Source organism: Emticicia sp. W12TSBA100-4, assembly GCF_040253585.1.
Taxonomy (GTDB): Bacteria; Bacteroidota; Bacteroidia; order Cytophagales; family Spirosomataceae; genus Emticicia.
The window spans coordinates 1-24,805 of record NZ_JBELAU010000003.1 but is presented as its reverse complement, the minus strand read 5'-3'; the positions used below and the strand labels follow the sequence as shown (position 1 = coordinate 24,805).

13 protein-coding genes are annotated in these 24,805 nt (G+C 37.9%); 10 read left to right on the top strand and 3 right to left on the bottom strand.

What is annotated here, in order from left to right; translation table 11 throughout:
* Window positions 1-37 precede the first annotated feature (37 nt).
* Window positions 38-1,642, bottom strand: coding sequence for an acyl-CoA carboxylase subunit beta (locus ABR854_RS04155; RefSeq protein ID WP_350264100.1), 1,605 nt, complete (start codon window positions 1,640-1,642; stop codon window positions 38-40).
* 141 nt (window positions 1,643-1,783) lie between these two features.
* On the opposite strand from ABR854_RS04155, the gene ABR854_RS04150 reads away from it, so the two are divergent.
* From ABR854_RS04150 to ABR854_RS04140, 3 genes are all read left to right on the top strand, one after another.
* Entirely contained in the window at window positions 1,784-2,932 is a 1,149-nt protein-coding gene (locus ABR854_RS04150; protein ID WP_350264099.1) for an acyl-CoA dehydrogenase family protein, read from the top strand.
* Window positions 2,933-3,033: 101 nt separating this feature from the next.
* A complete protein-coding gene (locus tag ABR854_RS04145; protein WP_350264098.1) occupies window positions 3,034-3,894 on the top strand; it encodes a hydroxymethylglutaryl-CoA lyase-like TIM-barrel protein in 861 nt (286 codons plus the stop codon).
* Between the two features lie 18 nt (window positions 3,895-3,912).
* Window positions 3,913-4,737, top strand: coding sequence for an enoyl-CoA hydratase/isomerase family protein (locus ABR854_RS04140; protein WP_350264097.1), 825 nt, complete (start codon window positions 3,913-3,915; stop codon window positions 4,735-4,737).
* A gap of 62 nt (window positions 4,738-4,799) precedes the next feature.
* Here ABR854_RS04140 and ABR854_RS04135 read toward each other — a convergent pair whose 3' ends face one another.
* On the bottom strand, window positions 4,800-6,155 hold the full coding sequence (locus ABR854_RS04135) for a PhoPQ-activated pathogenicity-related family protein (protein ID WP_350264096.1): 1,356 nt from the start codon (window positions 6,153-6,155) through the stop codon (window positions 4,800-4,802).
* A 188-nt stretch (window positions 6,156-6,343) separates the two neighbouring features.
* Here ABR854_RS04135 and ABR854_RS04130 point away from each other — a divergent pair, with 188 nt between their 5' ends.
* From ABR854_RS04130 to ABR854_RS04115, 4 genes are all read left to right on the top strand, one after another.
* Window positions 6,344-7,528 (top strand): sialidase family protein, encoded by a 1,185-nt coding sequence (locus tag ABR854_RS04130; RefSeq protein ID WP_350264095.1) that lies wholly within the window; start codon window positions 6,344-6,346, stop codon window positions 7,526-7,528.
* A 24-nt stretch (window positions 7,529-7,552) separates the two neighbouring features.
* Window positions 7,553-9,772, top strand: coding sequence for a ligand-binding sensor domain-containing protein (locus tag ABR854_RS04125; RefSeq protein ID WP_350264094.1), 2,220 nt, complete (start codon window positions 7,553-7,555; stop codon window positions 9,770-9,772).
* Window positions 9,773-9,782: 10 nt separating this feature from the next.
* Window positions 9,783-11,153: a DUF3748 domain-containing protein gene (locus ABR854_RS04120; protein ID WP_350264093.1), complete on the top strand. Its 1,371-nt coding sequence runs from the start codon at window positions 9,783-9,785 to the stop codon at window positions 11,151-11,153.
* Window positions 11,154-11,219: 66 nt separating this feature from the next.
* Window positions 11,220-12,152, top strand: coding sequence for a dihydrodipicolinate synthase family protein (locus tag ABR854_RS04115; protein WP_350264092.1), 933 nt, complete (start codon window positions 11,220-11,222; stop codon window positions 12,150-12,152).
* Between the two features lie 85 nt (window positions 12,153-12,237).
* Here the strand turns inward: ABR854_RS04115 and ABR854_RS04110 are convergent, their stop codons facing one another.
* Window positions 12,238-13,155, bottom strand: coding sequence for an SAM hydrolase/SAM-dependent halogenase family protein (locus ABR854_RS04110; RefSeq protein WP_350264091.1), 918 nt, complete (start codon window positions 13,153-13,155; stop codon window positions 12,238-12,240).
* A 200-nt stretch (window positions 13,156-13,355) separates the two neighbouring features.
* Here ABR854_RS04110 and leuS point away from each other — a divergent pair, with 200 nt between their 5' ends.
* From leuS to ABR854_RS04095, 3 genes are all read left to right on the top strand, one after another.
* Window positions 13,356-16,193 carry a leucine--tRNA ligase gene (gene leuS / locus ABR854_RS04105; RefSeq protein WP_350264090.1) on the top strand — a complete coding sequence of 946 codons (2,838 nt, stop codon included), beginning with the start codon at window positions 13,356-13,358 and terminating at the stop codon, window positions 16,191-16,193.
* A 132-nt stretch (window positions 16,194-16,325) separates the two neighbouring features.
* On the top strand, window positions 16,326-16,511 hold the full coding sequence (locus ABR854_RS04100; protein WP_350264089.1) for a hypothetical protein: 186 nt from the start codon (window positions 16,326-16,328) through the stop codon (window positions 16,509-16,511).
* Window positions 16,512-17,125: 614 nt separating this feature from the next.
* Window positions 17,126-24,805 (top strand): Ig-like domain-containing protein (locus ABR854_RS04095; protein WP_350264087.1); only part of this gene is annotated, 7,680 nt, incomplete at its 3' end.

Genomic DNA, 24,805 nt, shown 5'->3' with positions numbered 1-24,805 from the left:
GTAATTTTGACAGCTTTTTGACTTTTAATTTACAATTCTACGTCTGAATTACTCCTACATTATATCGCTTCGTAATCGGAGCATGATTCGCAGCTTCAATTCCCATTGAAATGATTTTTCGGGTTTCGAGAGGGTCAATTACCCCATCAACCCAAAGATTGGATGCAGCGTAATATGGACTTAACTGAGAATTATATCGGTCGGTGATTTTGTCCAATAATTCTTTTTCTTCGGCTTCACCGATTGCTACACCTTTTGATTTTAATGTAGCTGTCTGAATCTGAACCAAAGTTTTAGCGGCTGATGCTCCACTCATTACAGCCATTTGGCCTGTTACCCAAGAGTAAATCAGACGTGGGTCATAAGCTTTGCCACACATAGCGTAATTACCTGCTCCGTAAGAATTCCCGATGATAAAAGTAAACTTTGGTACAACCGAATTAGCCATTGCATTGACCATTTTCGCACCATCTTTAATGATTCCTCCATGTTCGGAACGACTTCCAACCATAAAGCCAGTCACATCCTGAAAGAAAACTAACGGAATTTTCTGTTGGTTACAATTCATAATAAAACGAGCTGCTTTATCGGCAGAATCGGAGTAAATCACCCCTCCCATTTGCATTTCGCCTTTCTTCGACTTAACTATTTTCCTTTGATTAGCCAATATTCCAACTGCCCAACCATTGATTCTGGCTAATCCACACAAAATTGTTTGTCCATAACCTTTCTTATATTGGTCAAACTCCGAATTATCTACAATTCGCTCAATAATTTCAAGCATATCATACGGTTTTGTACGGTCAGTTGGTAGTATCGAATAAATTTCTTTGGGGTCTTTTGTTGGTAAAACTGCCTCTTTCCTATCAAAACCAGCTTTATCGAAATGTCCCATTTTATCAAAAATCTTACGAATTTCATCTAAGCAAGCCTCATCATTCGGAAATTTATTATCCGTTACGCCCGAAATTTCGCAGTGAGTTGTTGCCCCTCCCAAAGTTTCATTGTCAATATCCTCTCCTATTGAAGACTTAACTAAATACGAACCAGCTAAAAAAACAGAACCACTTCCTTCAACAATCAAAGCATAATCAGACATAATTGGCAAATATGCTCCACCTGCAACACAGCTTCCCATAATAGCAGCTACTTGCGGAATACCCATCGATGACATATGAGCATTGTTTCTGAAAATTCGTCCAAAATGCTCTTTATCAGGAAAAACTTCGGCCTGCATGGGCAAGTAAACCCCCGCTGAATCGACCAAATAGATAATTGGCAAGCGATTTTCCATCGCAATTTCTTGAGCCCTCAGATTTTTCTTAGCCGAAATCGGAAACCAAGCTCCTGCCTTCACAGTCGCATCATTCGATACTATCACACACATTTTTCCACTGACATAGCCTATACCACAGACACAACCACCATTGGGGCAGCCTCCTTCTTCTTCGTACATGCCTTCGCCAGCAAATGTGCCAAACTCTACAAACTCGGCATCCTTATCAACCAAATAGTCAATTCTTTCACGAGCAGTAAGTTTTCCTTTGGCTTTATGGGCTTGTATTTTTTTTATGCCACCACCTAATTTCAATTTCTCGTACCGCTCAGTCAATTCCTTCAATAAATCTTCCATTTTTAGCATAATTCTTGTTATATTTCGTTGATGAAGCAAAATAATTATATTTTCTCTAAGATTTAAACAATTTTTCTGCAAATATGTTAAATAGTTGCCAAAACAATGATTAGTTTTACAACTAATTTATCAACAAACCTAAAATTTAATATGACACACGTAGAATTTGAAATTGACGAACAATTGGAAATGATTCGTCAAAGTGCAAAAGACTTTGCAGAAAACCACATTCGCCCACACCTAATGGACTGGGACGAAAAACAGACTTTCCCAGTAGAATTATTTCATAAAATGGGAGAATATGGTTTTATGGGTATATTGGTTCCAGAAATGTACGGTGGCTCAGGGCTTGGTTATCAAGAATATATCACGATTCTCGACGAAATTTCAAAAGTATGTGGCTCAATCGGGCTTTCGGTAGCTGCTCATAATTCACTTTGTACGAACCATATTTTAACATTCGGAAACGAAGAACAAAAGCAAAAATATTTACCAAAACTCGCTTCAGGCGAATGGATTGGGGCTTGGGGATTGACTGAAACTGGAACTGGCTCTGATGCTGGTGGAATGTCAACAACAGCAGTTGAAGATGGTGATTATTTTGTTTTGAATGGTTCTAAGAATTTTATTACCCATGCAATTAGCTCAGAGGTGGCGGTAGTAATTGTAAGAACCGGAGCGAAAGGAGATTCACATGGCATGACGGCCTTAATCATCGAGAAAGGAACTCCAGGTTTTACGGCAGGTAAAAAAGAAAATAAACTCGGAATGCGAGCAAGCGAAACGGCTTGTTTATTTTTCGATAACTGTCGTGTGCATAAAGAAAATGTTTTAGGAAATATTGGTGATGGTTTTGTCCAATCACTAAAAATTTTGGATGGTGGAAGAATTTCTATTGCAGCTCTTTCGCTTGGAATTGCTCGTGGAGCTTATGAAGCAGCCTTAAAATATGCCCAAGAAAGAGAACAATTTGGCAAAGCAATCATTAATTTTCAAGGAATTAGCTTCAAATTGGCTGAAATGGCCACCAAAATTGAAGCGGCCGAATTACTGACTCGAAACGCAGGAACGCTTAAAAATCAAGGCAAAAAAATGACCAAAGAAGGTGCAATGGCTAAACTTTTTGCATCAGAAATAGCCGTTGAGGTGGCAACCGAAGGCATACAGATTCATGGAGGATATGGCTATACCAAAGATTTTCCAGCCGAAAAGTTCTACCGTGATGCCAAACTTTGCACGATTGGAGAAGGAACTTCTGAAATTCAGAAATTGGTTATTAGTAGAGAGATTTGTAAATAATATTTCACCACCGCAACAGCGGTCCGATAAGACACTAAGAACACATAGTAGGCACTTAGTGCAACTTTGTGCTCTTAGTGCCTTCGTGGTAAAACAAAAATATGAAACTAATTGAATGTCCACGAGATGCTATTCAAGGAATAAAGCATTTTATTCCAACTGAAAAGAAAATCAAGTATTTAAACTTACTGCTCGAAAGCAACCTCTTCGATACTATTGATTTTGGAAGTTTTGTTTCACCGAAAGCAATGCCACAAATGGCCGATACTGCCAAAATTGTACGAAAATTAGACTTGATTCATACAAACACAAAACTTTTGGCAATTATTGCCAACGAACGTGGAGCAACCGAAGCATGCGAATTCGATGAAATTAGCTACCTTGGTTATCCTTTTTCTATTTCCGAAACATTTCAATTACGTAATACCAATTCAACCATTGCCGATTCAATGGAAAGAGTCAAAGCCATTCAAGAGATTACAGAAAAAGCTGATAAACAATTAGTTATCTATATTTCAATGGGTTTCGGGAATCCTTATGGTGATGTATGGAATGCTGAAATTGCTTTGTATTGGGTAGAAGAATTACAAAAATTAGGAATAAAGATATTTTCCCTTTCAGATACAGTTGGTGTAGCAGACCCAGATTCAATCAAATACATATTTGATAATTTAATTCCAAAATATCCAAACTTGGAATTTGGCTCACACCTACATACAACCCCTGAAACTTGGAAAGAAAAAATTGATGCAGCTTATAATGCTGGCTGCCGAAGATTTGATGGGGCGATTTTAGGCTATGGTGGTTGTCCTATGGCTGCTGATGACTTAGTGGGAAATATGGATACTGAAAATCTAATAAATTTCAATCATGATAATAACTTTCACACAAAAAATCAAATTGAAAAAAAATTAAAGCAATTAAGTATTCTAAAAACTGCATTTCACGAACTTATTTCTTAAAATCCATAACAATCAAAGATGTTTTTTAAATTATCTGACATACAGAAATTTCACTCAGTTGAGTTTCAGTTGATAAAAGCTCAGCAGAATGATAATTTATTTACCATAACACTTAATCGTGCTGAAAAACGCAATGCCTTCACTCCTACCATGCTTCAAGAGTTGGCGTTTGCATTAGAATTTGCCCACCAAGCAAATGATATTTGGTGTGTTTTAATCCAAGCCGAAGGACCAGCATTTTGTGCAGGTATGGATTTGACTATTTTTCAAAACCCAGCTTTAGATATTCAAAATGAGAGTTTGCCAAAGCCAATGAAAGAAATTACGATTGGTGATGCTTTCAAAAATCTTGAAAAACCTTGTATAGCCAAAGTGGAAGGAAGTGTTTTTGCGGGTGGATTTTTAATTATTGGAGGATGCAGTTTTGTGGTTTCGGTCAATGATGCTTTGTTTGGCCTACCCGAAGTAAAAAGAGGGATTTTTCCGATGCAGGTAATGGCGACTTTACTCAAAATTATGCCCCAGCGTAAAGTAATGGAAATGGCCATTTTGGGTAAAAACTATTCAGCAAAAGAGGCTTTTGAGCTGGGAATCGTGACGCATATTTCTTTAAAAGAAAATATCGAACAAGAAACGAAGTCTCTGATAAATAGCATTTTAGAAAACTCACCGTTTGCGATAAAAAAAGGCTTTGAAGCAATAAATAATTTCTCAAATTTACCAGAAAACCAACAACACCATTATTTGTTGGGCATTTTGCAAGAAATCCGAGAATCTGAAGATGCAAAAGAAGGAATCTTGGCTTTTAAAGAAAAAAGGAAGCCTGTTTGGCGGAATAGATAGTGTGCAGAATTACGTAGAGACGTTGCATGCAACGTCTCTACAAAACCTAAATGATTCATTTTCTACAAAACCTTCTCATTATCAGTCACATACACACGAGTGCAAACACTAAATGTTCCTCCGTTCGGGTCTTTGTATTTGGTTTCTACATAAAATGCTTGATAACCCTTTTTAGGAAGTGGTAATAAAGCTGTAATTTTTGGTAAATCTTTCAGTTTAATATTCTTGCTTAGCCAAAGATTATTTCTAAAATCTCGGTCAGAGGAAGTCGTTTGCCATAAGGTTGCTTCAAGTAAATTTTCTGGTACTGCATTAACAGTCAATTCTGCATTAACTTTATTTGAAGTAATTTCCCACGAATTTACTGGATACGGTTGATTCAAAACCGTAAGTCCGAAAAAGGCACTTAACGTTTCAAAAGCTTGTTTTCCTCCACCTAAATTATGGCCAACATTCGGCACATAATGAATCATATTTTTACCAGGAATTTCGTCCAAATAGTGTTTAATGGCGTCAACTGTCCAATATTCATCATTAGTACCTATAAAAATCATTTTCGGTACATTTAGCTTATTTCTGTAAGAAAATGGGTCAATCATTGCCGTAATTGCTTTTCCATCTTCGGTATCAGTCCCTTGCGGAATGCCGAGTTTTACGTAGTCTTCAATTTCAACGCTATACTCACCATAAGTTGTGTATTGATAGTTAAGAGTGGCGGGCATATTAAGCATATCAATCACCATAGGGGCTATTGCTTTCACACGTTTATCATCAATGGCAGCAGATAGCCAAGTTGTCCAACCTCTTTTTGATGCACCCGAAATCACAAAACCATTTACTTCATATTTTTGCTTTTGTTTCGTAAATTCCTGCACAGCATCCATTGCCTTAACAGCAGATTTTACCATTGGAAACAACAAGGGCCAAGTATAATCTTTGTCTTGTTTAAATTGATGTAAGGTGTATGAAATCAATGCATCTTCGGTCAAATTTCCATAGAGCGGTTGGTTTGGTACTTGACGAATCAAAGCCACTGTTGCTTTATTTTTTTCAGCCACTCCCGCCAACGAAGGCCATAAACCATCTGATTTACTCCAATTGGGTTGTTCGTCTTTATTTGAGCCACCAGTTATAAACAAAAGAGCATCACTGTATTGTCGGTTTTTCGGTACAAAAACAGTGAGTTGGTGCCGCCAAGTATAATTTCTCCATTTTTGCGAAGTGAGCAATAGTTGATAAATCATTACATTCCCCATTGCCGAAGAATCTTTTAATTCCCACTGAAAACTTTTGTCATTATTTGATAAATAACTTCTTAGTGCTGTCTGTGGTGTAACAGCTGCATTTTGAGCAAAAACACTAACATTAAAAAGGTAAATTAAAAAACAAATAAATGTCTTGATTGAAATAGATTTCATGTCTGAAAAGAGGCTTGATTTAGAAGGTTGAAAAAAGTCACGTAATATTCTTGATTTTTTTTAATAAATACTCAATAAAATCTAATAAATTTGAAATATGGGTAGTCCACAGTCGATATACCACAAGTCAACAGGCTTTATTTACAGTCTATTCTCTTTCAAAACATTTTTAACCTAAGCCATTAAATATGAGAAACTATTCATGTTTACATTTTTTTCTACTATTAAGTACACAACTCCTCTTTGCACAAAACCCTGTTATCCATTCATCTACACTTATTTTTCCGATGCAAGAAAAACACGTACACGCGAGTAGTATAGTGGCATTACCCAACGGAGATTTTTTATGTGTTTGGTTTCAAGGAAGCGGCGAACGTACGTCTGATGATGTAAGACTTATGGGTGCAAGGCTCGAAAAAGGTAAATCAGCTTGGTCTGAGCCTTTTTTGATGGCCGATACGCCTAATATTCCTGATTGTAATCCTGTACTATTTTTGAACCATGAAAAAAAGCTTTTCTTGGTCTGGATTGCAGTTCAAGCCAATAAATGGGAACAATCCGTTCTAAGGTTTCGCACATCGACAGATTATCTGAAAAGTGGCCCTCCAACTTGGAATTGGCAAGATAATATTTTACTGAAACCCGATGATAATTTTGCAAAAGAAGTAACCCAAAAACTAAAAGAAACACCACCCAGCACGGCAGGTTGGGCAGGTTACGCTCCAAAATATGATGAATCAATCATTAGTGCCAGTAATGACCCAGTAAAACGTAGTTTTGGCTGGATGACTCGCATAAAACCGCTCCTTTTGCCCAATAAACGAATAATTTTACCATTATATTCCGATGGTTTCAATATGTCGATAATGGCGATTTCTGATGATGATGGCTCAACTTGGCGACCAAGTTTGCCTTTGGTGGGTCGTGGGCCGATTCAACCAGCTATTATTCAAAAGAAAAACGGTAACTTATTCGCTCTCATGCGTGATAGCGGCGATGACCCCGCCAGAGTACACACAAGCGAATCAAAAGATAATGGTGAAACTTGGCAAGTAAGCACCAAAACCACTATTCCAAATACTGCAAGTGTTGAACTTTTGGTGCTGCAAGATGGCCGCTGGGCTTTTGTTGGAAATGATATTGATGACGGTCGCTACCGAATTGGATTATTTTTATCAGATGATGAAGGAAATACTTGGAAATGGAAGACTTATCTCGAAAAAGTAGAACCAAATAAAGGAAGTTTTTCTTATCCTTCACTGATTCAAACTTCTGACGGATTATTGCATATCACTTATTCATACCATCTCGAAAAAGATAAAAAGTCAATCAAGTATGTAGTTGTAAATCCTCAAAAAATTCCTCTTTATTGATTTCATATCAAATCCTCGCCTCAAATGAAAAACATACTTTTATTCATATTTTCGCTAAAAATGGGTCTTGTTCTGGCTCAAACAAAACAACCAGTTTATCAAGACAAACCCTTTCTACAAGATTATAGCATCAAGTTTTACACCAAAAACGATGCAGTTTCACCGCAAAAAGCCTTTTCAGACCGAAATGGCAATATTAAAATATATTCCTCGGCAGGTTTATTAGTTCCACACGATGGACAATTTCTTTATGCAGGAAATCTAATTGCAGATAATACTTACAGAACTATTCAAAATAAAAATATCAAAGGAATTAGTTTGTACGAAGAGCAATTCGTCTTGCTGGATGATAAAACAGTTTTCAGCAATGCTTGGGCAGGAAGTTTATTTGCCAAACATGAGCTTTCTGATGCAAAATTATTTGTTGGAGGCAAAAATTTCAATTTACTTATCTCAAATGGAAAAGCACTCCAATTGATTGATAAAACACAAACTTTATGGAAATTATCCGATTTTAAAGATGAAATTATTGACCTGAAATTTCAAAGTTCAACTAATCTTTTTTGGATTTTGGGTAGAAAGTCAGTTTCAACTTTTTCAGCTGAAACTAAGAAAACCGACGTAATTTTTGAAGGAAACAATTTTACTGCTTTTGATTTTTCAACAGATAATAAAAACCTCTACATCGGTACAAATGATGGCTATTTCTTGGTAAATATTGCCACAAAAAAGCAGATTGGCATTAAGCAAACGAAACTACCGACGACCGAAATTACGACCATCAAAAGTATTGGTGAAAAGGTTTGGTTTGGCACTACTAACGGGGCTTTTGCCTTGAAAAAAGATGGAAAATTTGATTATTATAATGGTGAACGCTGGCTAACGAGTAATCAAATCAAACATATCTCCGAAGGTCCAGAGAACTCCGTTTTAATTGTTAGCGATAAAGGACTATCTCAAATTTGTTTCAAACAAATGACCTTGCACGAAAAAGCCGTTTTCTTTGAAAAACAAGTTAGAAGCCGACACATAAGAAACGGTTTCAATGCCTCGCTTGATAACATGGAAAAAGGAAATCTTTCAACTGGTTATTTAGCCGACTCTGATAATGATGGACTTTGGACTTCGATGTATTTGGGAGCGGAGATTTTTCGGTATGTGGTTACTAAAGATGCAGATGCCTTACAAAACTGTCGAGAATCGCTCGACGCTATGGAAAGGCTTTATTCCATTAATCCAATCGCTGGCTTTCCTTCTCGTTCGTTTGAGCGAAGCGGCTTTATTCAACAACTTGCCGACCCTGACCGCTGGCAACACTCGCCCGACAAAGAATGGGACTGGAAAGCAACCACCAGCAGCGATGAGGCTATCGGACATATTTTTGTCTACGGTGCGATGGCCGAACTCATCAAAGACCCTGACCTCAAAAAGCGAGCGGTCGCCCTCATTGATACGCTCATGGGGCATATCGTGCGAAACGATTTGTATTTAATTGATTATGATGGAAAACCAACCGCTTGGGGGCGTTGGAATCCGAGTTATGTAAATGCTTTCCCAACTAATGTTGGCGACCGTAAACTCAATTCATCGAATATCATTGCCATGCTTCAAACGGCTTATTATTTCACAAAAAAGCCAATTTATAAAGAAAAAGCATTTGAATTAATGAAAAAACACGGCTATTTCGAAAATTTGATGAGACCAATGAAACAAATTGGTTATGCCCCCGAAGATGCCGACGAACACAGCAAAAAAATGTCGGATGCGTGGAATCATTCCGACGATGAAATGTATTTTCTGGGTTATTGGGGTTTATATCGTTATGCTTTAAATGACACGCTCAAAGCTCACTATGGAAAAGCAATTATCGACCATTGGCAAGCTGAACGCCCCGAAAAAGAAGGTTTGTGGAATATTTTTACTGCCGTGACAGGCACACAAAATTTTGAATTAAACGAAGCTACTTGGTATTTGAAAGAACACCCACTCGACCTCATCGACTGGACAATTATGAATAGCCACAGGAAGGATATTGAGAAAATTTCTACTAACTTCCGCAGCCAAACTATTAATGAAGTATTACCGCCCGACGAACGACCAATTCAAAGACATAATGCCAATATGTTTAATCTGGACCGAACAAAAGGAAACGGAACTTCGGAGCATAGTGCAGGCGATATTTGGCTACTACCCTACTGGCTTGGCAGATATTTGGGGGTGATTAGCCAGCCACAAAACAAATAACCTCGAAGCTATGCGAAGCTATTTTCCTTTAATTTTTCTCTTATTGACAAGTTGTAAAACCATGCGTTTTTTACCCGAAATACAATTAACCAACGACCTCAGCTATCACCATGATTTAGATAACAACGATAATTTTTCGCCTGATAATAAATGGTTAGTGTACGATACCCGCACCGATGATGGAGGAATTGCCGCATCGGCAAAGATTGAAAAAGTAAATATAAAGACGGGCGAAAAAAAGGTAGTTTATGAGGTACAAAATAACCAAAATTTCGGTCCAGGTGTTGGGGCAGCGAGCTATTCACCAGTTGCTAATCAGATTGTTTTTATTCATGGCTTAAACAATGTTACTGAACAAAATCCCTATCAACAATGGCGACGCACTGGAGTAATGATTGATGTGTCAAGAAACGAAAACCCGATTTTTGTTGATGCCCGAGACATAAACTTTCCATTTTCAAAAGGTGCACTGAGAGGCGGAACTCATCGACACGAATTTAGTGGAGACGGCAACTGGATTGGCTTTACCTACAATGATGATGTGATGAAGGCACTCGAAGATGCTACGGGTCAAAAACAAAACTTACGAACAATTGGAGTTTCAAAGAAAGGAAAATCAGTAAATATTTCAGAGAAAAATGATGGAGAAAACCTTTCGGGCGAATGGTTTTCGGCATTGGTTGTGAGAGTTGTGCCAAATCCGAAAAATGGCAGCGATGAAATAAGCCATGCGGCTGGTGATAGTTGGGTTGGTAAAAATGGTTATTTGAAATCAGATGGAACTCGCCAAATGGCTCGTGCATTTATTGGCACTATAAAAACAGAAAATGGAGAAAATGTTGATGAAGTTTTTATAGTTGACATTCCAGAAAACATTGAAGTTGATGGTGAGTTCGGTCCTTTGGAAGGTACGGAATCTCAATTACCTCAACCACCAAAGGGTGCTTCTCAAAGACGTCTAACTTTCACCGCAAAAAATTCTCATGCAGGTTGTACTGGCATTGTCAGGTCAAATTTTGAAGGAAGTTTGCTTGCTTTTTTGGCAAAAGATGAAAAAAATATCAAACAAATATTCACAATTTCACCAAATGGAGGGAATCCAAAACAAATTACTTTTCACGAATCTGACGTTGAAGGCAGTGTTCGATGGCATCCTTCAGGCAAATGTATTTTTTATATTTGGAATGGAAGTATTTGTGAAATTAAAATCAATGACCTTGATTTTGATAAACGATTACAAATCATTTCAAAATCAAGCACGCCATCGCCAACTAATTTAGTTGTATCGCACGATGGAAAAACGATTGCCTTTAACAGACTTTTAGAAAACGAAGCAACTGGCATAAAAACCAAGCAAATATTTTTGATAAAACTTGATTGAGTCTGTAAAGCCAACTTTTACCAGAACAATATTTTATTTAACAAATCATTCAACCTTCCTTAAACAATGAATTTATTACCCAAAGGGCTTTGGCCTGTGATGATTACTCCATTCAAAACCAACAATCAAATTGATATAGATGGCTTAGAAAGGCTAACAAATATGTATCTTGATGCTGGTTCAAATGGTATGTTTACCAACTGTCTTTCGAGCGAAATGTATCAACTCACCACCGAAGAACGATTACTGCTCACGAGTAGTGTCGTTAAGTTTTGTCAAGATAAAGTGCCAGTTGTTGCCACTGGAACTTTTAATCGAGGCGGTGCTACAAATACAGATTTTATCAAAAAAATATACGATACGGGCATAAATGCTGTGATTTTGATTACAAGTATGCTCGTAGAACCCGATGAAAGTGATGATGTCTTGAAATCTCGTTTGGAAGAAATTATGAGCGAAACAGGCAATATTCCTTTGGGAGTTTATGAATGTCCAGTTCCTTATAAACGTCTTTTAAGCACAGATATGCTCAAATGGATGGCGTCGACTGGACGTTTTGTGTATCACAAAGATACAAGCTGTAACTCTATTTCGCTCGAGCGAAAATCAGCCGCCGTAAAAGGAACAAATTTTGGACTATATAACGCTGATACAGCCACGGCTCTCGACTCACTCGAATCTGGTGCAAGAGGTATTTCACCTATTTCAGCCAATTATTATCCTGAGCCATACAGCTATTTATTAAATGAGTTTTTCACGAATGGCCGAACAGAAAAACTGAATCAACTGCATGCCATTCTGACGATGATGGATAGAGTAACACATACCTTTTACCCTTTTTCGGCTAAATTATTCTTACAAAATAGAGGCTTGAAAATCGAAACCAATAGCCGTATTCCAACAGATATGCTTACAAATTTAGATACAATCAGATTCAACGCCTTGATGGATTCTTTTAAAGTAATTTCTGAAATGTATGATATAAAATCAGTGCTTTAATAGTTAATTCCATCAGAAAGATTCATTGCCGTCTGCTTTAGCTGACGGCAATGAAATTTACTTGTTCATTAAACTAATCTCAATTTTACAACTTCCTCAACTCAACTCGCCAATTTGTGCCGCTGCCGACTTTATATTTTTTTGAAAAATCATCCATATTGATTCCAAAAGATAAATTCAACAAACTATTCATATAGCACAGGTTTTCGCCCTCTTTTACATCGCCAAATGTATGCACATAAGGCATTTCTTCTTCAAAAACCTTCTTTTCACCATCAAAAATTTCTACTGAAAGCTTATCACCAATCTTTAATCCAAGCTGATTTGTAGTTTTTGAGTCAATATTGGTCCATACATTGCCGTACTGAATATCCAAAATCGGAATCCCTCCCGAAATCAAACCATTTTCAACTTTTGGCTTTGGATAATCGAGCATAACTAATTTATTATCAGCCACTTTCTCCCCTACTTCTTCAAAGTTAATTCCAGCAGAAGCCAATTTCGCTCCCGAATAAGCAAATACATCTCGACCATGAAAAGTATATGAATTCTGAGAATTTGGCAAACGATTGGCCGCCGAAATTTCACGAATTTCTTCAACGCCTTCATTTTCAGCAACTAATGTAAAAAGGCCATTATCGGGGCCAACATAATAGTGATTGGCTTTGGTTTTCAGAATAATAGATTTACGCTCAGTCCCAACTCCTGGGTCAACCACGCAAACAAAGACGGTTCCAGTTGGCCAATAAGGAGCAGTTTGTTGTAATCTGAATGCACCTTCCCAAATATTATAAGCAGGAATTTCGTGGGTAAGGTCTTGAATCATCAAATCAGGGGCTAAGTTCAATGCAACACCTTTCATAGCTGCCACCGCACCATCTTTTACCCCAAAATCAGTCATTAGAACTAAAGGCGACTTTTGCGTCTTTGTTTTAGCATAAAACACTGATAATAAAGCAATTGCTAAAATAATTACAAGCGAAATTATTACCTTTCTGGACATAAGATTGAAAAGGTTTGATTTTGTAGGCACAAAATAACAACGATACAGCTTTAAAATTGTATTTTTGCGTAAAAATTTAAGCACTTAGCTATTAGCAGTTAGCTTTTAGCTCAAAGTATTTATTGTTTTTACTCAAAATTTTAAAATATTCTAAAAAAAGCTAATAGCTGATAGCTAATAGCAAAAAGCTAATTCAAGAAATGTCGGAGTTCAACCATCGTGAAATTGAAAAAAAATGGCAACAGGTTTGGGAAGAAAACCAAACTTACAAAGTAGAAATCGACCACACAAAACCAAAGTTTTATGTGTTGGATATGTTTCCGTATCCTTCGGGAGCTGGCCTGCACGTTGGGCATCCACTGGGCTACATAGCAACCGATATTTATTCAAGATACAAGCGTCTGAAAGGTTTTAATGTGCTTCACCCAATGGGTTTTGACTCGTTTGGACTTCCAGCCGAGCAATATGCCATTCAAACAGGGCAGCACCCAGCAATCACAACCGAAAATAATATTACAACTTACATTAGTCAGTTAAAAAAGATTGGTTTTTGCTACGATTGGAGTCGTGAAGTACGAACTTCTGACCCCAATTATTACAAGTGGACACAGTGGATTTTCATGGAATTGTTCAATTCTTGGTATAACAAAGAATCGGATAAAGCCGAAGCTATTGAAACTTTATATGCAAAATTTGAGCAGAATGGAACATCGGGGGTAAAAGCAGCTTGTAATGACGATGCTCAAAGCTTTACAGCTGAAGAATGGGAAGCATTTAGTGAAACCGAAAAATACAAAATTTCATTGGATTATCGCTTAACTTATCTTTCTGATTCAGTAGTAAACTTCTGCCCAGCATTGGGAATGGTTTTATCGAATGATGAGGTAAAAGATGGCGTTTCGGAGCGTGGTGGCTACCCTGTTATTCAGAAAAAAATGCAACAATGGGTAATGAGAATCACAGCTTATGCCGACCGCTTGATTAGTGGTTTGGATTTGGTTGATTGGTCAGATTCATTGAAAGAGCAACAAAAAAACTGGATTGGTCGCTCGGTTGGAGCAATGGTAAAATTTGCTATTAGCCCCCTAACCCCCGATGGGGGAACAAATACAGCTCCCCCATCGGGGGCGGGGGCGACCGACGCTTCGGGGGCTTTTATCGAAGTTTTCACGACTCGTGTTGATACCATTTATGGAGTTTCTTTCATGGTTTTAGCTCCTGAGCATGAATTAGTGGCTTCTTTGACAACACCCGAACAAAAAGAAAGCATCGAAAATTATATTTCCGAAACTCAAAAACGTTCAGAACTCGACCGTATGTCTGATGTTAGAACGGTTTCGGGGGCGTTTACAGGAAGTTATTGTATCAATCCTTTCAGTGGCGAAAAAGTGCCGATTTGGATTGCAGATTACGTATTGGCAGGTTACGGAACTGGTGCAGTTATGGGGGTACCTTCGGGCGACCAACGTGACTGGAATTTCGCCACACATTTTGGTTTACCAATCGTACAAATACTTGATGCTCAAGCAGATATTGAAACCCAAGCCGATGCCACCAAAGAGGGAAAATACATTAATTCAGGCATGATAAATGGCCTTGAATACAAAGAAGCAACGGCCAAATTGATTGCATGGTTGGAAGAAAAAGGTATTGGCAAAGGAAAAGTGAATTATCGTTTACGTGATGCGGTTTTTGCCCGCCAACGCTATTGGGGTGAGCCTGTGCCAGTGTTTTTTAAGGATGGTCTTCCCTATCTAATTGATAAAGAAGACTTGCCTTTGGTTTTACCAGAGATTGACAAATATTTACCAACCGAAGATGGCGAACCTCCACTCGGCCGTGCCGAAGGTTGGAATTATAAAGGAAATGAATATGAGCTAAGCACGATGCCTGGTTGGGCAGGAAGTAGCTGGTATTGGTTCAGATACATGGATGCCAACAATGACCAAGAGTTTGCCTCGAAAGAAGCGATTGACTATTGGCAAAATGTTGACCTTTATTTGGGTGGAACAGAACATGCTACTGGTCACCTTTTGTATAGCCGCTTTTGGAATAAATTCTTGAAAGACAGAGGTCATGTTCCGCAAGAAGAATATGCCATGAAGCTCATCAATCAAGGGATGATTATGGGGCGTTCAAACTTCGTTTATCGTTTAAAAGATTCTGACAAAGTAACTTTTGTTTCTTACGGCTTAAAAGACCAATATGAAACTACAAAACTTCATGTTGATGTAAATATAGTGGATAATGACATTTTAGACGTAGAAAAATTCAAAGCTACACGAAATGATATTGGAGATGACCCTCAATTTATTTTAGAGGACGGCAAGTATGTTTGTGGTTCGGAGGTAGAAAAAATGTCAAAATCTAAGTTCAATGTTGTAAATCCAGATACAATCGTTGAGCGTTATGGTGCTGATACATTCCGTCTTTACGAAATGTTCTTAGGTCCATTGACCGAAAGCAAACCGTGGGATACTCGTGGAATTGAAGGTACGTATAGATTTGTGCGTAAAGTATGGCGTTTGTTCTTCGACCAAAATGGTAAAAATTTGGTAGTTGATACTGAACCAAGCAAAGAAGAATTGAAAGCTTTGCATAAAACAATCAAAAAAGTAAACGAAGATATTGAGTCATTCTCATTCAATACTTCGGTTAGTTCGTTTATGATTTGTGTGAATGAACTTTCAGACCTAAAATGCCATAAAAAATCGATTCTTGAGCAATTATTGGTCATTTTGTCACCTTATGCTCCGCACGTAACTGAGGAATTGTGGCAAGTTTTGGGGCATACCGATAGTATTACGGCTCAACAATTCCCAACGTTCGATGCCAAACATTTAGTGGAAGATTCATTTGAATATCCAATTCAAGTAAATGGAAAAGTTCGGGCAACACTCAATTTTCCTGCCGACATGAGCAAAGAAGAAATTGAGAAATTAGTTTTAGAAAACGAATTAGTTGTAAAATGGTTAGAAGGTGCAAAGCCTAAGAAAATCATCGTTGTTCCGAAGCGGATTGTGAATGTGGTAATATAATATTCAAAGGCAGCGATTTATTTGCTGCCTTTTTTTTACTCTTTAATTTAATGTAAACCAAAAAGAAAACTCCACTATTATTTATCTTAAGCCCATTAATTCTTTGCTCAATCACCCAACATACAAGTAAATTTGGTTTCTGATGCTTTTTCATCAATCGTTGACATCACTCATGCCAATGATTACAGGCTTTTTATTGTAAATGAAAATCAAGTAAAAATCATTTCTAACGGGCAAGTTCTACCCACTCCATTTTTAGATTTAACCAACCAAGTAAACTCGATAATGGCTTTGGTTGACACACACTCTACTGGCTGAAAAGAAAGTTGGCAACAATCAGAGTAGTCAAATCAGCATGATTGACGTAAATCATTTCAAACAATTGTCTAAAATGCTTATTTGTATTAATCTATTGGGCTGAATTATTCAAGTACCGATCAAGTAAATTATGGCAGCGACCGTGTTATCAACGAATATTACTCAAAAGAAGAAAACAATGTAGCAAAGACAGGTTTCAATTTTAAAACTATAATGTAAAAATCAATTCAAAACTATTTGTAAAATCGGTATTCAGAGCAATTATTTTTTGTTGAGCCATTATCAAGAAGTGTCTCAATCTCAACTTTAATAGTTACCTAATTTACTTTTATCCGCCCCTTTAGGCCTTTCAAGTTCATCTCCATTGTTTTTTTAGTATGAAAGTTGTTACTCGTAGCTTTTTTTTCGTCCTAACGTAATCAGAAAAGCAAAGTTTTGGATTCATTGTCTGTTGGTTAAACCTAAATTATCTTGAAAAATAATGATAGAATTCAGACATTTTATGTGCTGTTTGAATTAACCTAAATAAAACTTTTTAACCAATACCTCATCATCAAAATTTGCTACATCAGACCTAATGATTTATGACAAATATACAATAAACTGTAATTATAATGGCAGTAAGCAAACGATTTTTCCTAATTGAAAAAGGTAATTTATTATTTTTTTTATTTTTCATTAATTCAATAATTACTGAGGCTCATAGAATTAATACTAAATTTTCCAATACAACAAATCTGCTTGAAAGTACTAAACATTTTTTCAAAGCTGATTCTGCAATAAAAGTTCCAGAAATATTAGCTGGAACAACAAAGATTTGTGCTGGAACAAGTACAGAATTGAAGGTTACAGATGCTCACAATGGCGATATTACTTGGAAAACGAGTTCGAATGAAGTTGTTGGAAGCGGTAGTGTTTTAAAAATTTCACCTAAAGAAACCACGACTTATTATGCCATTCGCAAAGCAGGTGAACGAGAAAGTAAACCTTCAAATAAAATAACAATTAGTGTAAGTCTGCCCAATTTTACAGGTACCCCAACGGTTCCAGGAGATTATAATGTAACTTCCAACGAACCGTTTTATTTGGGTACTAAAGAAATAGATGGTGTTGAACTTAGATGGAAACATGAACAAAATACTGGTGGTGTAACATTGATTACACCTACGACAACTCCAACAGAGTATTATGTAAGGTACGAAGAACCAAAAACAGGCTGTGTGAGTGCATGGAAAACTGTTTCGGTAAGTTTAGATAAGAGTAATACTGCTACAAATGCTATTTCATTAAAAAACTTCAAGCCTTTAATTAATACACCAGCCACTTCTTGTGCGGCACTTTCAACGTCGAGTGATGCACAGCTTTGCAGCGGTACTTCATTTGCAGCTTTGGTGGGTAATACCACAAACGGAGGTACGGCCTCAACTCAATGGGGATGCCTTGGAACAAGTCCCAATCAATCATGGTTTTATTTTATTCCCTCGACAAGTGGGTCTGTTTCATTTAATGTAACAAATACATCAAATGTAGATGTGGATGGAGCTATTTGGGGACCAGTAAATACAGTCGCTGATGCTTGTTTCGCCACTCAAAGTTCGCCATTAACTTGTGATTATTCAAGTTCTGCAAATATCTCACTATCAATTGCATCGGTTACAGCTGGGAAGGTTTATGTATTGGTAGTTACTAACTACTCAAACAGAGCGACTACTGTGAATTTTCCTGCAAATGCAGGAACTGCCTCAGTAGGCTGTTGTACTTTGACAGGCGTAACGACAAGTTCAACGGCAATTACTTGTAATGGAGGAACTTCAACCGCTACCGTAAATTATACAGGTACACCAACGGGTTCTGTCACGTATAGTAAAGACGGAACAAATTATCAAGCAAGTAATATATTTTCGGGATTATCGGCGGGGTCATATACTTTCTACGTAAAAGATAATATCTGTACAAAGTTTAGTACGCTCATAATTACTCAACCAACTGCTATTACTTTTGAGGCATCAACTATTACAAATGTAACTTGTAGTGACGGAAACAATGGTAAAATAGTTAAAACAGCAACTGGGGGAACTGGGACGATTTCGTATGTTATTTCGCCAAATATTGGCACACAAAGCCCAGCAGGTACTTTTAGCAACTTAACAGCGGGAACTTATACAATTATGGCTGCCGATGCAAGTGGATGTACTTCCACCACAAATGTTACGGTAGGAGCAATAAATATTACACCGACAGTACCAACAGCTATTTCGGCAAGTTTGGTTACAATTTGCTCAGGACAAAGTTCTACTTTATCGGCAACTTGTAACAGCGGTACTGCAACTTGGTATAGTGATGCGGGGCTTACGAGTACAGTTACAAGCACAGTTAGCCCAGCATTAACAACAACTTATTATGTTTCTTGTATAGGAAGTGGTGGTTGCAAAAGTATCTCGGGAAATGTAACAATAACTGTAAACCCAACACCAACAGCACCAACTGGTATTTCGGCAAGTCCAGCTACAATCTGTTCAGGACAAAGTTCAACCTTATCTGCCACATGTAGTACAGGCACAGTAACCTGGTACAGCGATGTAGCATTGACAAATTTGATTTCAAATTCGGTAAGTCCAGCAAGCACAACTACTTATTATGTAGCCTGCATGAGTGCATCAGGTTGTAAGAGTACCGCAGGAAATATAGCTATAACAGTAAATCCAACACCAACAGCACCCGCTGGTATTTCGGCCAGTCCAGCCACAATCTGTTCGGGTAAAAGTTCTACTTTGTCGGCAGCATGTAGTAACGGAACAGTAACTTGGTATAATGATGTTGCATTGACAAATACTATTTCAAATTCAGTCAGTCCGACAAATACAACCACCTATTATGTTGCGTGCTTAAGTAATACTGGATGTAGAAGCACATTTGGTAATGTAACTGTTACTGTAAACCCAACACCATCTGCACCAACAAGTATTTCGGCAAGCCCCGCTACAATCTGTTCAGGGCAAAGTTCAACTTTATCAGCTATTTGTAGTACAGGAACAACAACTTGGTTTAGTGATGCAGCTTTAACAAATACTGTTTCAAATACTGTAAGTCCAACTTCAACTACAACCTATTATGTATCATGTGTAAGTGCATTAGGTTGTAAAAGTCCCTCTGGAAATATTTTTATAACTGTAAATCCAATACCATCAGCACCAACAAGTATTTCGGCAAGTCACACTACAATCTGCTCAGGACAAAGCTCTGCTTTGTCGGCAACATGTAGCAGTGGAACTGCAACTTGGTACACCAGTAATGCACTTACAACGGAGGTAACATCGCCAGTAAGTCCAACAAGTACAAAAACATACTATGTAGCTTGTGTAAGTACGGCTGGCTGTAAAAGTAGTGCAGGAAATATAACTGTTACAGTAAACCCTACTCCATTAACTCCTACAAATATTTTGGCAAGTCCTGCCACAATCTGTGTTGGGCAGAGTACATCTTTGATAGCTACCTGTGCAAGTGGTACAATAACTTGGTACACCAATGCCGCCCTTACAACGACGGTAGCAACGACAGTAAGTCCAATTACAACTACAACCTATCATGTGGCTTGTGTGAGTGGATTAGGCTGTAAAAGTGCCGCAGAAAATGTAACAGTAAATGTAAACCCTACCCCATCAGCACCCACAGGTATTGCAGCGAGTTCGACTACAATCTGTTCGGGACAAAGTTCTACTTTAACGGCTACTTGTAGTTCAGGAATTATAACTTGGTACACAGAGCCGGCATTAACAAATGTAGTTTCAAGTCCGGTCAGACCAACAATGACCACAACTTATTATGGTGCATGTGTAAGTGCCTCAGGGTGTAAAAGCACGGCAGGAAATATAACAATTACAGTCAATCAAACACCAGCAACACTGCCATCAAGTACAACCGAATATTGCCAAGGGATTACAGCTTCCCAATTAAATGTAGTGGGGGCTTCGGGAGCAACAGTTCTATGGTATAATACTATAACAGGTGGGGTTGGCACTAATACTGCACCTACGCCATCTACCAATACGGTTGGCACAACCAATTATTATGCTTCTCAGACACAAAATGGTTGTGAAACTGAGAGGGCAGCGATTGCAATAGTGGTTAATCCTAATCCAGCATTGAGCTTGGAAGTAGGTAATGCTGCTTGTGCTGGTTCGCCAGTTACAATTATCGCCAGTGCTACAGGTGGAACACCGGGCTATCAATTTTCAAAGAATGGTGTTGATTTTCAAACTAATAATGTTTTTGCTGGTATTTTTGCTGGCTCATACACGATCTCTGCCAGAGATAGCAAAGGATGTTTAATTGCTCAGTTTGTTAATATAACACAAGCTGACCCACTGTCCCTTTCAATTCAGTCATCTAATGATTGTACAACTGGAGATAATGGCATAATTACTATTTCGGGAGCTGGAGGAACTGGAGCATTAACGTATAATATAAATGGTAGTAGTTATGGAAGCACAACTACATTTTCAAATCTATCATCAGGAACTTATACTGTGGGAGTGAAAGATGCAAATGGCTGCATTTTAGAAAAAACGTTGAGTATAAATACTGTAGCAGATATTGTATTGTCTCTTGTAAGTCAAAATGATTGCATTGTCGGAAATACGGGTATGTTTAGCTTGAGTGCATCAGGAGGTTTAGCTCCATATCAATATAGAGTTGATGGTGGTAGCTGGGGTGGGAGTTCGTTTACTGGTTTATCGGCTGGAACTCACATTGCCCAAGTAATTGATGCACGAGGTTGTACAAAAACATTGAATGTAGAAATAATTGAAAAACCTGCTGCTCCAACAGTGACTTCTCCAACTATTTGTGCAGGGCAAAGTGTAAATTTATCAGCAACCTGTAACACGGGTGTTCCTCTATGGTATTCAGATGTTAATTTGACCAACTCTCTTTCGTCAGTAACAGTTACACCAAGTGCAACAACCAATTATTATGCAGTTTGCGAAATTGTTGCAAATAATTGTAAAAGTACGGTCGCAACCGCTAATATCACAGTCAACCCTATTCCTACTGTTAATTCGATAACGAATCAAGTCCTTTGCAATACTTCTACAACTACGGCAGTAAATTTCACAGGTATGGTAAGTGGAACTATTTATAATTGGACAAACACAAATACAAATATCGGCCTTTCTGCGAGCGGAAGTGGCAATATTTTAGCCTTTACGGCGACTAATTCGACCAGTAGTCCAATTTCAGGAACGATTACAGCTACGCCATCATATACGAATCAAGGTGTAACTTGCACAGGAATACCTCAGAATTTTACAATTACGGTAAATCCAACTCCATTGGTTAATAATATTACAGACCAATCATTATGTAATGGTTCGCAAACTACGGCAATAACCATGTTGGGAGCGGTTACTGGAACGATTTATAACTGGACAAATTCAAATACAAGCATTGGTTTGTCTGCCAGTGGGACAGGAAATATTATAGCATTTACAGCAACAAATACTGGAAGTTTACCAATTTTTAGCGAAATAACTGTTAGTCCGTCATTTACAAATGGAGGAGTTACGTGTACGGGTACACCGAAAATTTTCACAATTGCTGTCAATCCAACACCAACAGTCAATACTGTTACCAATCAAATACTCTGCTCTGGAGCTACAACAAACGCAATTAATTTTACAGGAGCAGTGAGTGGAACAGTTTATAATTGGACAAATTCGAATACAAACATCGGCTTGGGAGGAGGTGGTTCTGGAAATATTGCTGCATTTGCTACTACAAATTCTGGCAGTTCTCCAAATATAGGAACAATAAACGTTACGCCGTCTTATTCCAACAATGGGGTAACTTGCACAGGAAGTTCGCAAAGTTTTACCATTACCGTGAATCCAATTCCAACAGTCAATGCGGTTATGGACCAAACCTTATGTAATGGCTCACAAACTACGCAAGTTACATTTACAGGAGCTGTTGCAGGTACGATTTATAACTGGACAAACACAAATTCAAACATTGGTTTAACTACAAGTGGCACAGGGAATATTGCGGCTTTTGTTGCAACAAACACAGGTACTTCTCCACTTGTTAGCACGATAACGGTTACACCTTCGTACACAAATGGTGGTTTAACTTGCACAGGTTTAACACAAAGTTTTGATATTATAGTCAATCCAACGCCAACAGTTAATGCCGTTGCAAATCAAACGCATTGTTATGGTTCAACAAGTTCAGCAGTTAATTTTACGGGGGCTGTTAGTGGTACACTTTATAACTGGACGAACACTAATTCAAATATAGGTTTGCCATCGAGCGGCACAGGAAACCTTGCAGCCTTTACTACAACCAATTCTGGAACTTCACCCATAAATGGAATAGTTTCGATAACACCAACATATACCAATAATGGACTCACTTGTATAGGCTCGTCAACAAGCTTTACAATTACAGTAAATCCGATTCCAACGGTTAATGCGATAACAGACCAAACCTTGTGTAATGGCACTCAAGCAACTGCGATTGCTTTCACAGGGGCAGTTTCTGGGACTGTTTATAGCTGGACAAACACAAATCCAAGCATTGGTTTAGCGGCAAGTGGGACAGGAAATATCGCAACATTTACAGCTATAATTACTGGTAGTTCACCAATTTCGGGTGTAATTACCACTACACCAAGTTATACAAACAATGGAGTTACATGTTCAGGAACGGTCAAAAATTTCACTATTTTGGTAAATCCAACCCCAACAGTAAATGCAGTTTCAAATCAAAGCTTGTGTAGTGGAACGTCAACATCGGCAAATTTTATAGGAGCAGTAAGCGGAACAACTTATAATTGGACAAATACTAATACAGCGATAGGATTAGCCGCAAGTGGGACAGGCAATATTGCTACATTTACGGTTACAAATACTGGAAATACATCAGTTACTGGCGTAATTACCGTAACACCTTCTTATACGAATGACGGAATAACATGTGTGGGAAGTCCAAGAAACTTCACAATAACTGTTAATCCAATACCTCAAGCAACAATAACACCCGATTTTGCAAAAATTTGTAGCGGAGAAAGTATTAATTTGCTTATTTCTGATGGAAAATCTGTCAATGGAACGACCACCTTTTCATGGAATCGAGATAACACCACTAATCTTTCAGGCCCGAATAGCGGAAGCACAAATTCAATAAGTGGTGTATTTATAAACCCAACAACAACAACACAAATTACAGCCTTTTTTGGAACAGTTAGATCTCAATTTGGATGTAGTGACATGGCCATTGCAAAAGTTTCTGTTACTCCACCTTTATCTGTGACTATTTCAGGAAATACTTATTTTTGTGGAACAGGTGTTTTAAATAGAACAACGACCTTAACTGCTTCACCAGTTGGTGGAACGGGTTCGTATTCATATCAATGGAATTTGGACGGTAATCGAATATCGGGAGCAACGAACTCGACACATACTACATCAACTGCTGGCGATTATACAGTTACAGTAGTTTCAGAATATTGTACCAAAACTTCAAATATTATTACTGTAAATGCACCATATTCACTTAGTGGAATACCAACGGTCAACCCAGCTTCGTCAAGTTTTTGTGGGAGCGGCTCAGCCTCATTTTCAGCAAATAGTAGTGTGTCTTTGGGAACATTTAATTGGTATAATGCAGCAAATTCAATTACAGCATTATCTCCAACATCTGGAACAAGAAATGAAACATATAATACACCAACATTAACAGCCTCACAAATTTACTATGTTGCAAGAGCATTTGCAGTAGTTGGTTCAAGCCCTTTAATCACTTGTGAAACTGATAGAACGGCGGTGGCTGTGACAATAAATTCGATTCCAACAACACCAACTGCAACTGGCAGTACTACAATATGTGTTGGTTCAAGTACGAATCTAAGTATTTCTAATTCATGTGAAGGAACAATAACTTGGAAAAATGCTTCAAATACAATAGTAGGTACAGGGAGTCCATTAAGTGTTTCGCCAAGTGTAACTACGAATTATACCGCAATATGTACTGTAACTGGTTGTGAAAGTAGTTCTTCAAATACTATAACTATTACTGTATCAAACATAACTTTGACAGCCACCCCAACGAATTTGACTTGTCAATCAAACAGCACGGGTAGCATTAGTTTATTGGCAAGCGGTGGTACAACGGCTTATACTTATTCAAAAGATGGTTCGACTTTCCAAAGTAGTAATGTATTTTCAGCATTAAGTGCAGGTAATTATACTTTAACGGTGAAAGATGCCAATGGCTGTACAGCTACGGCAAGTACCACG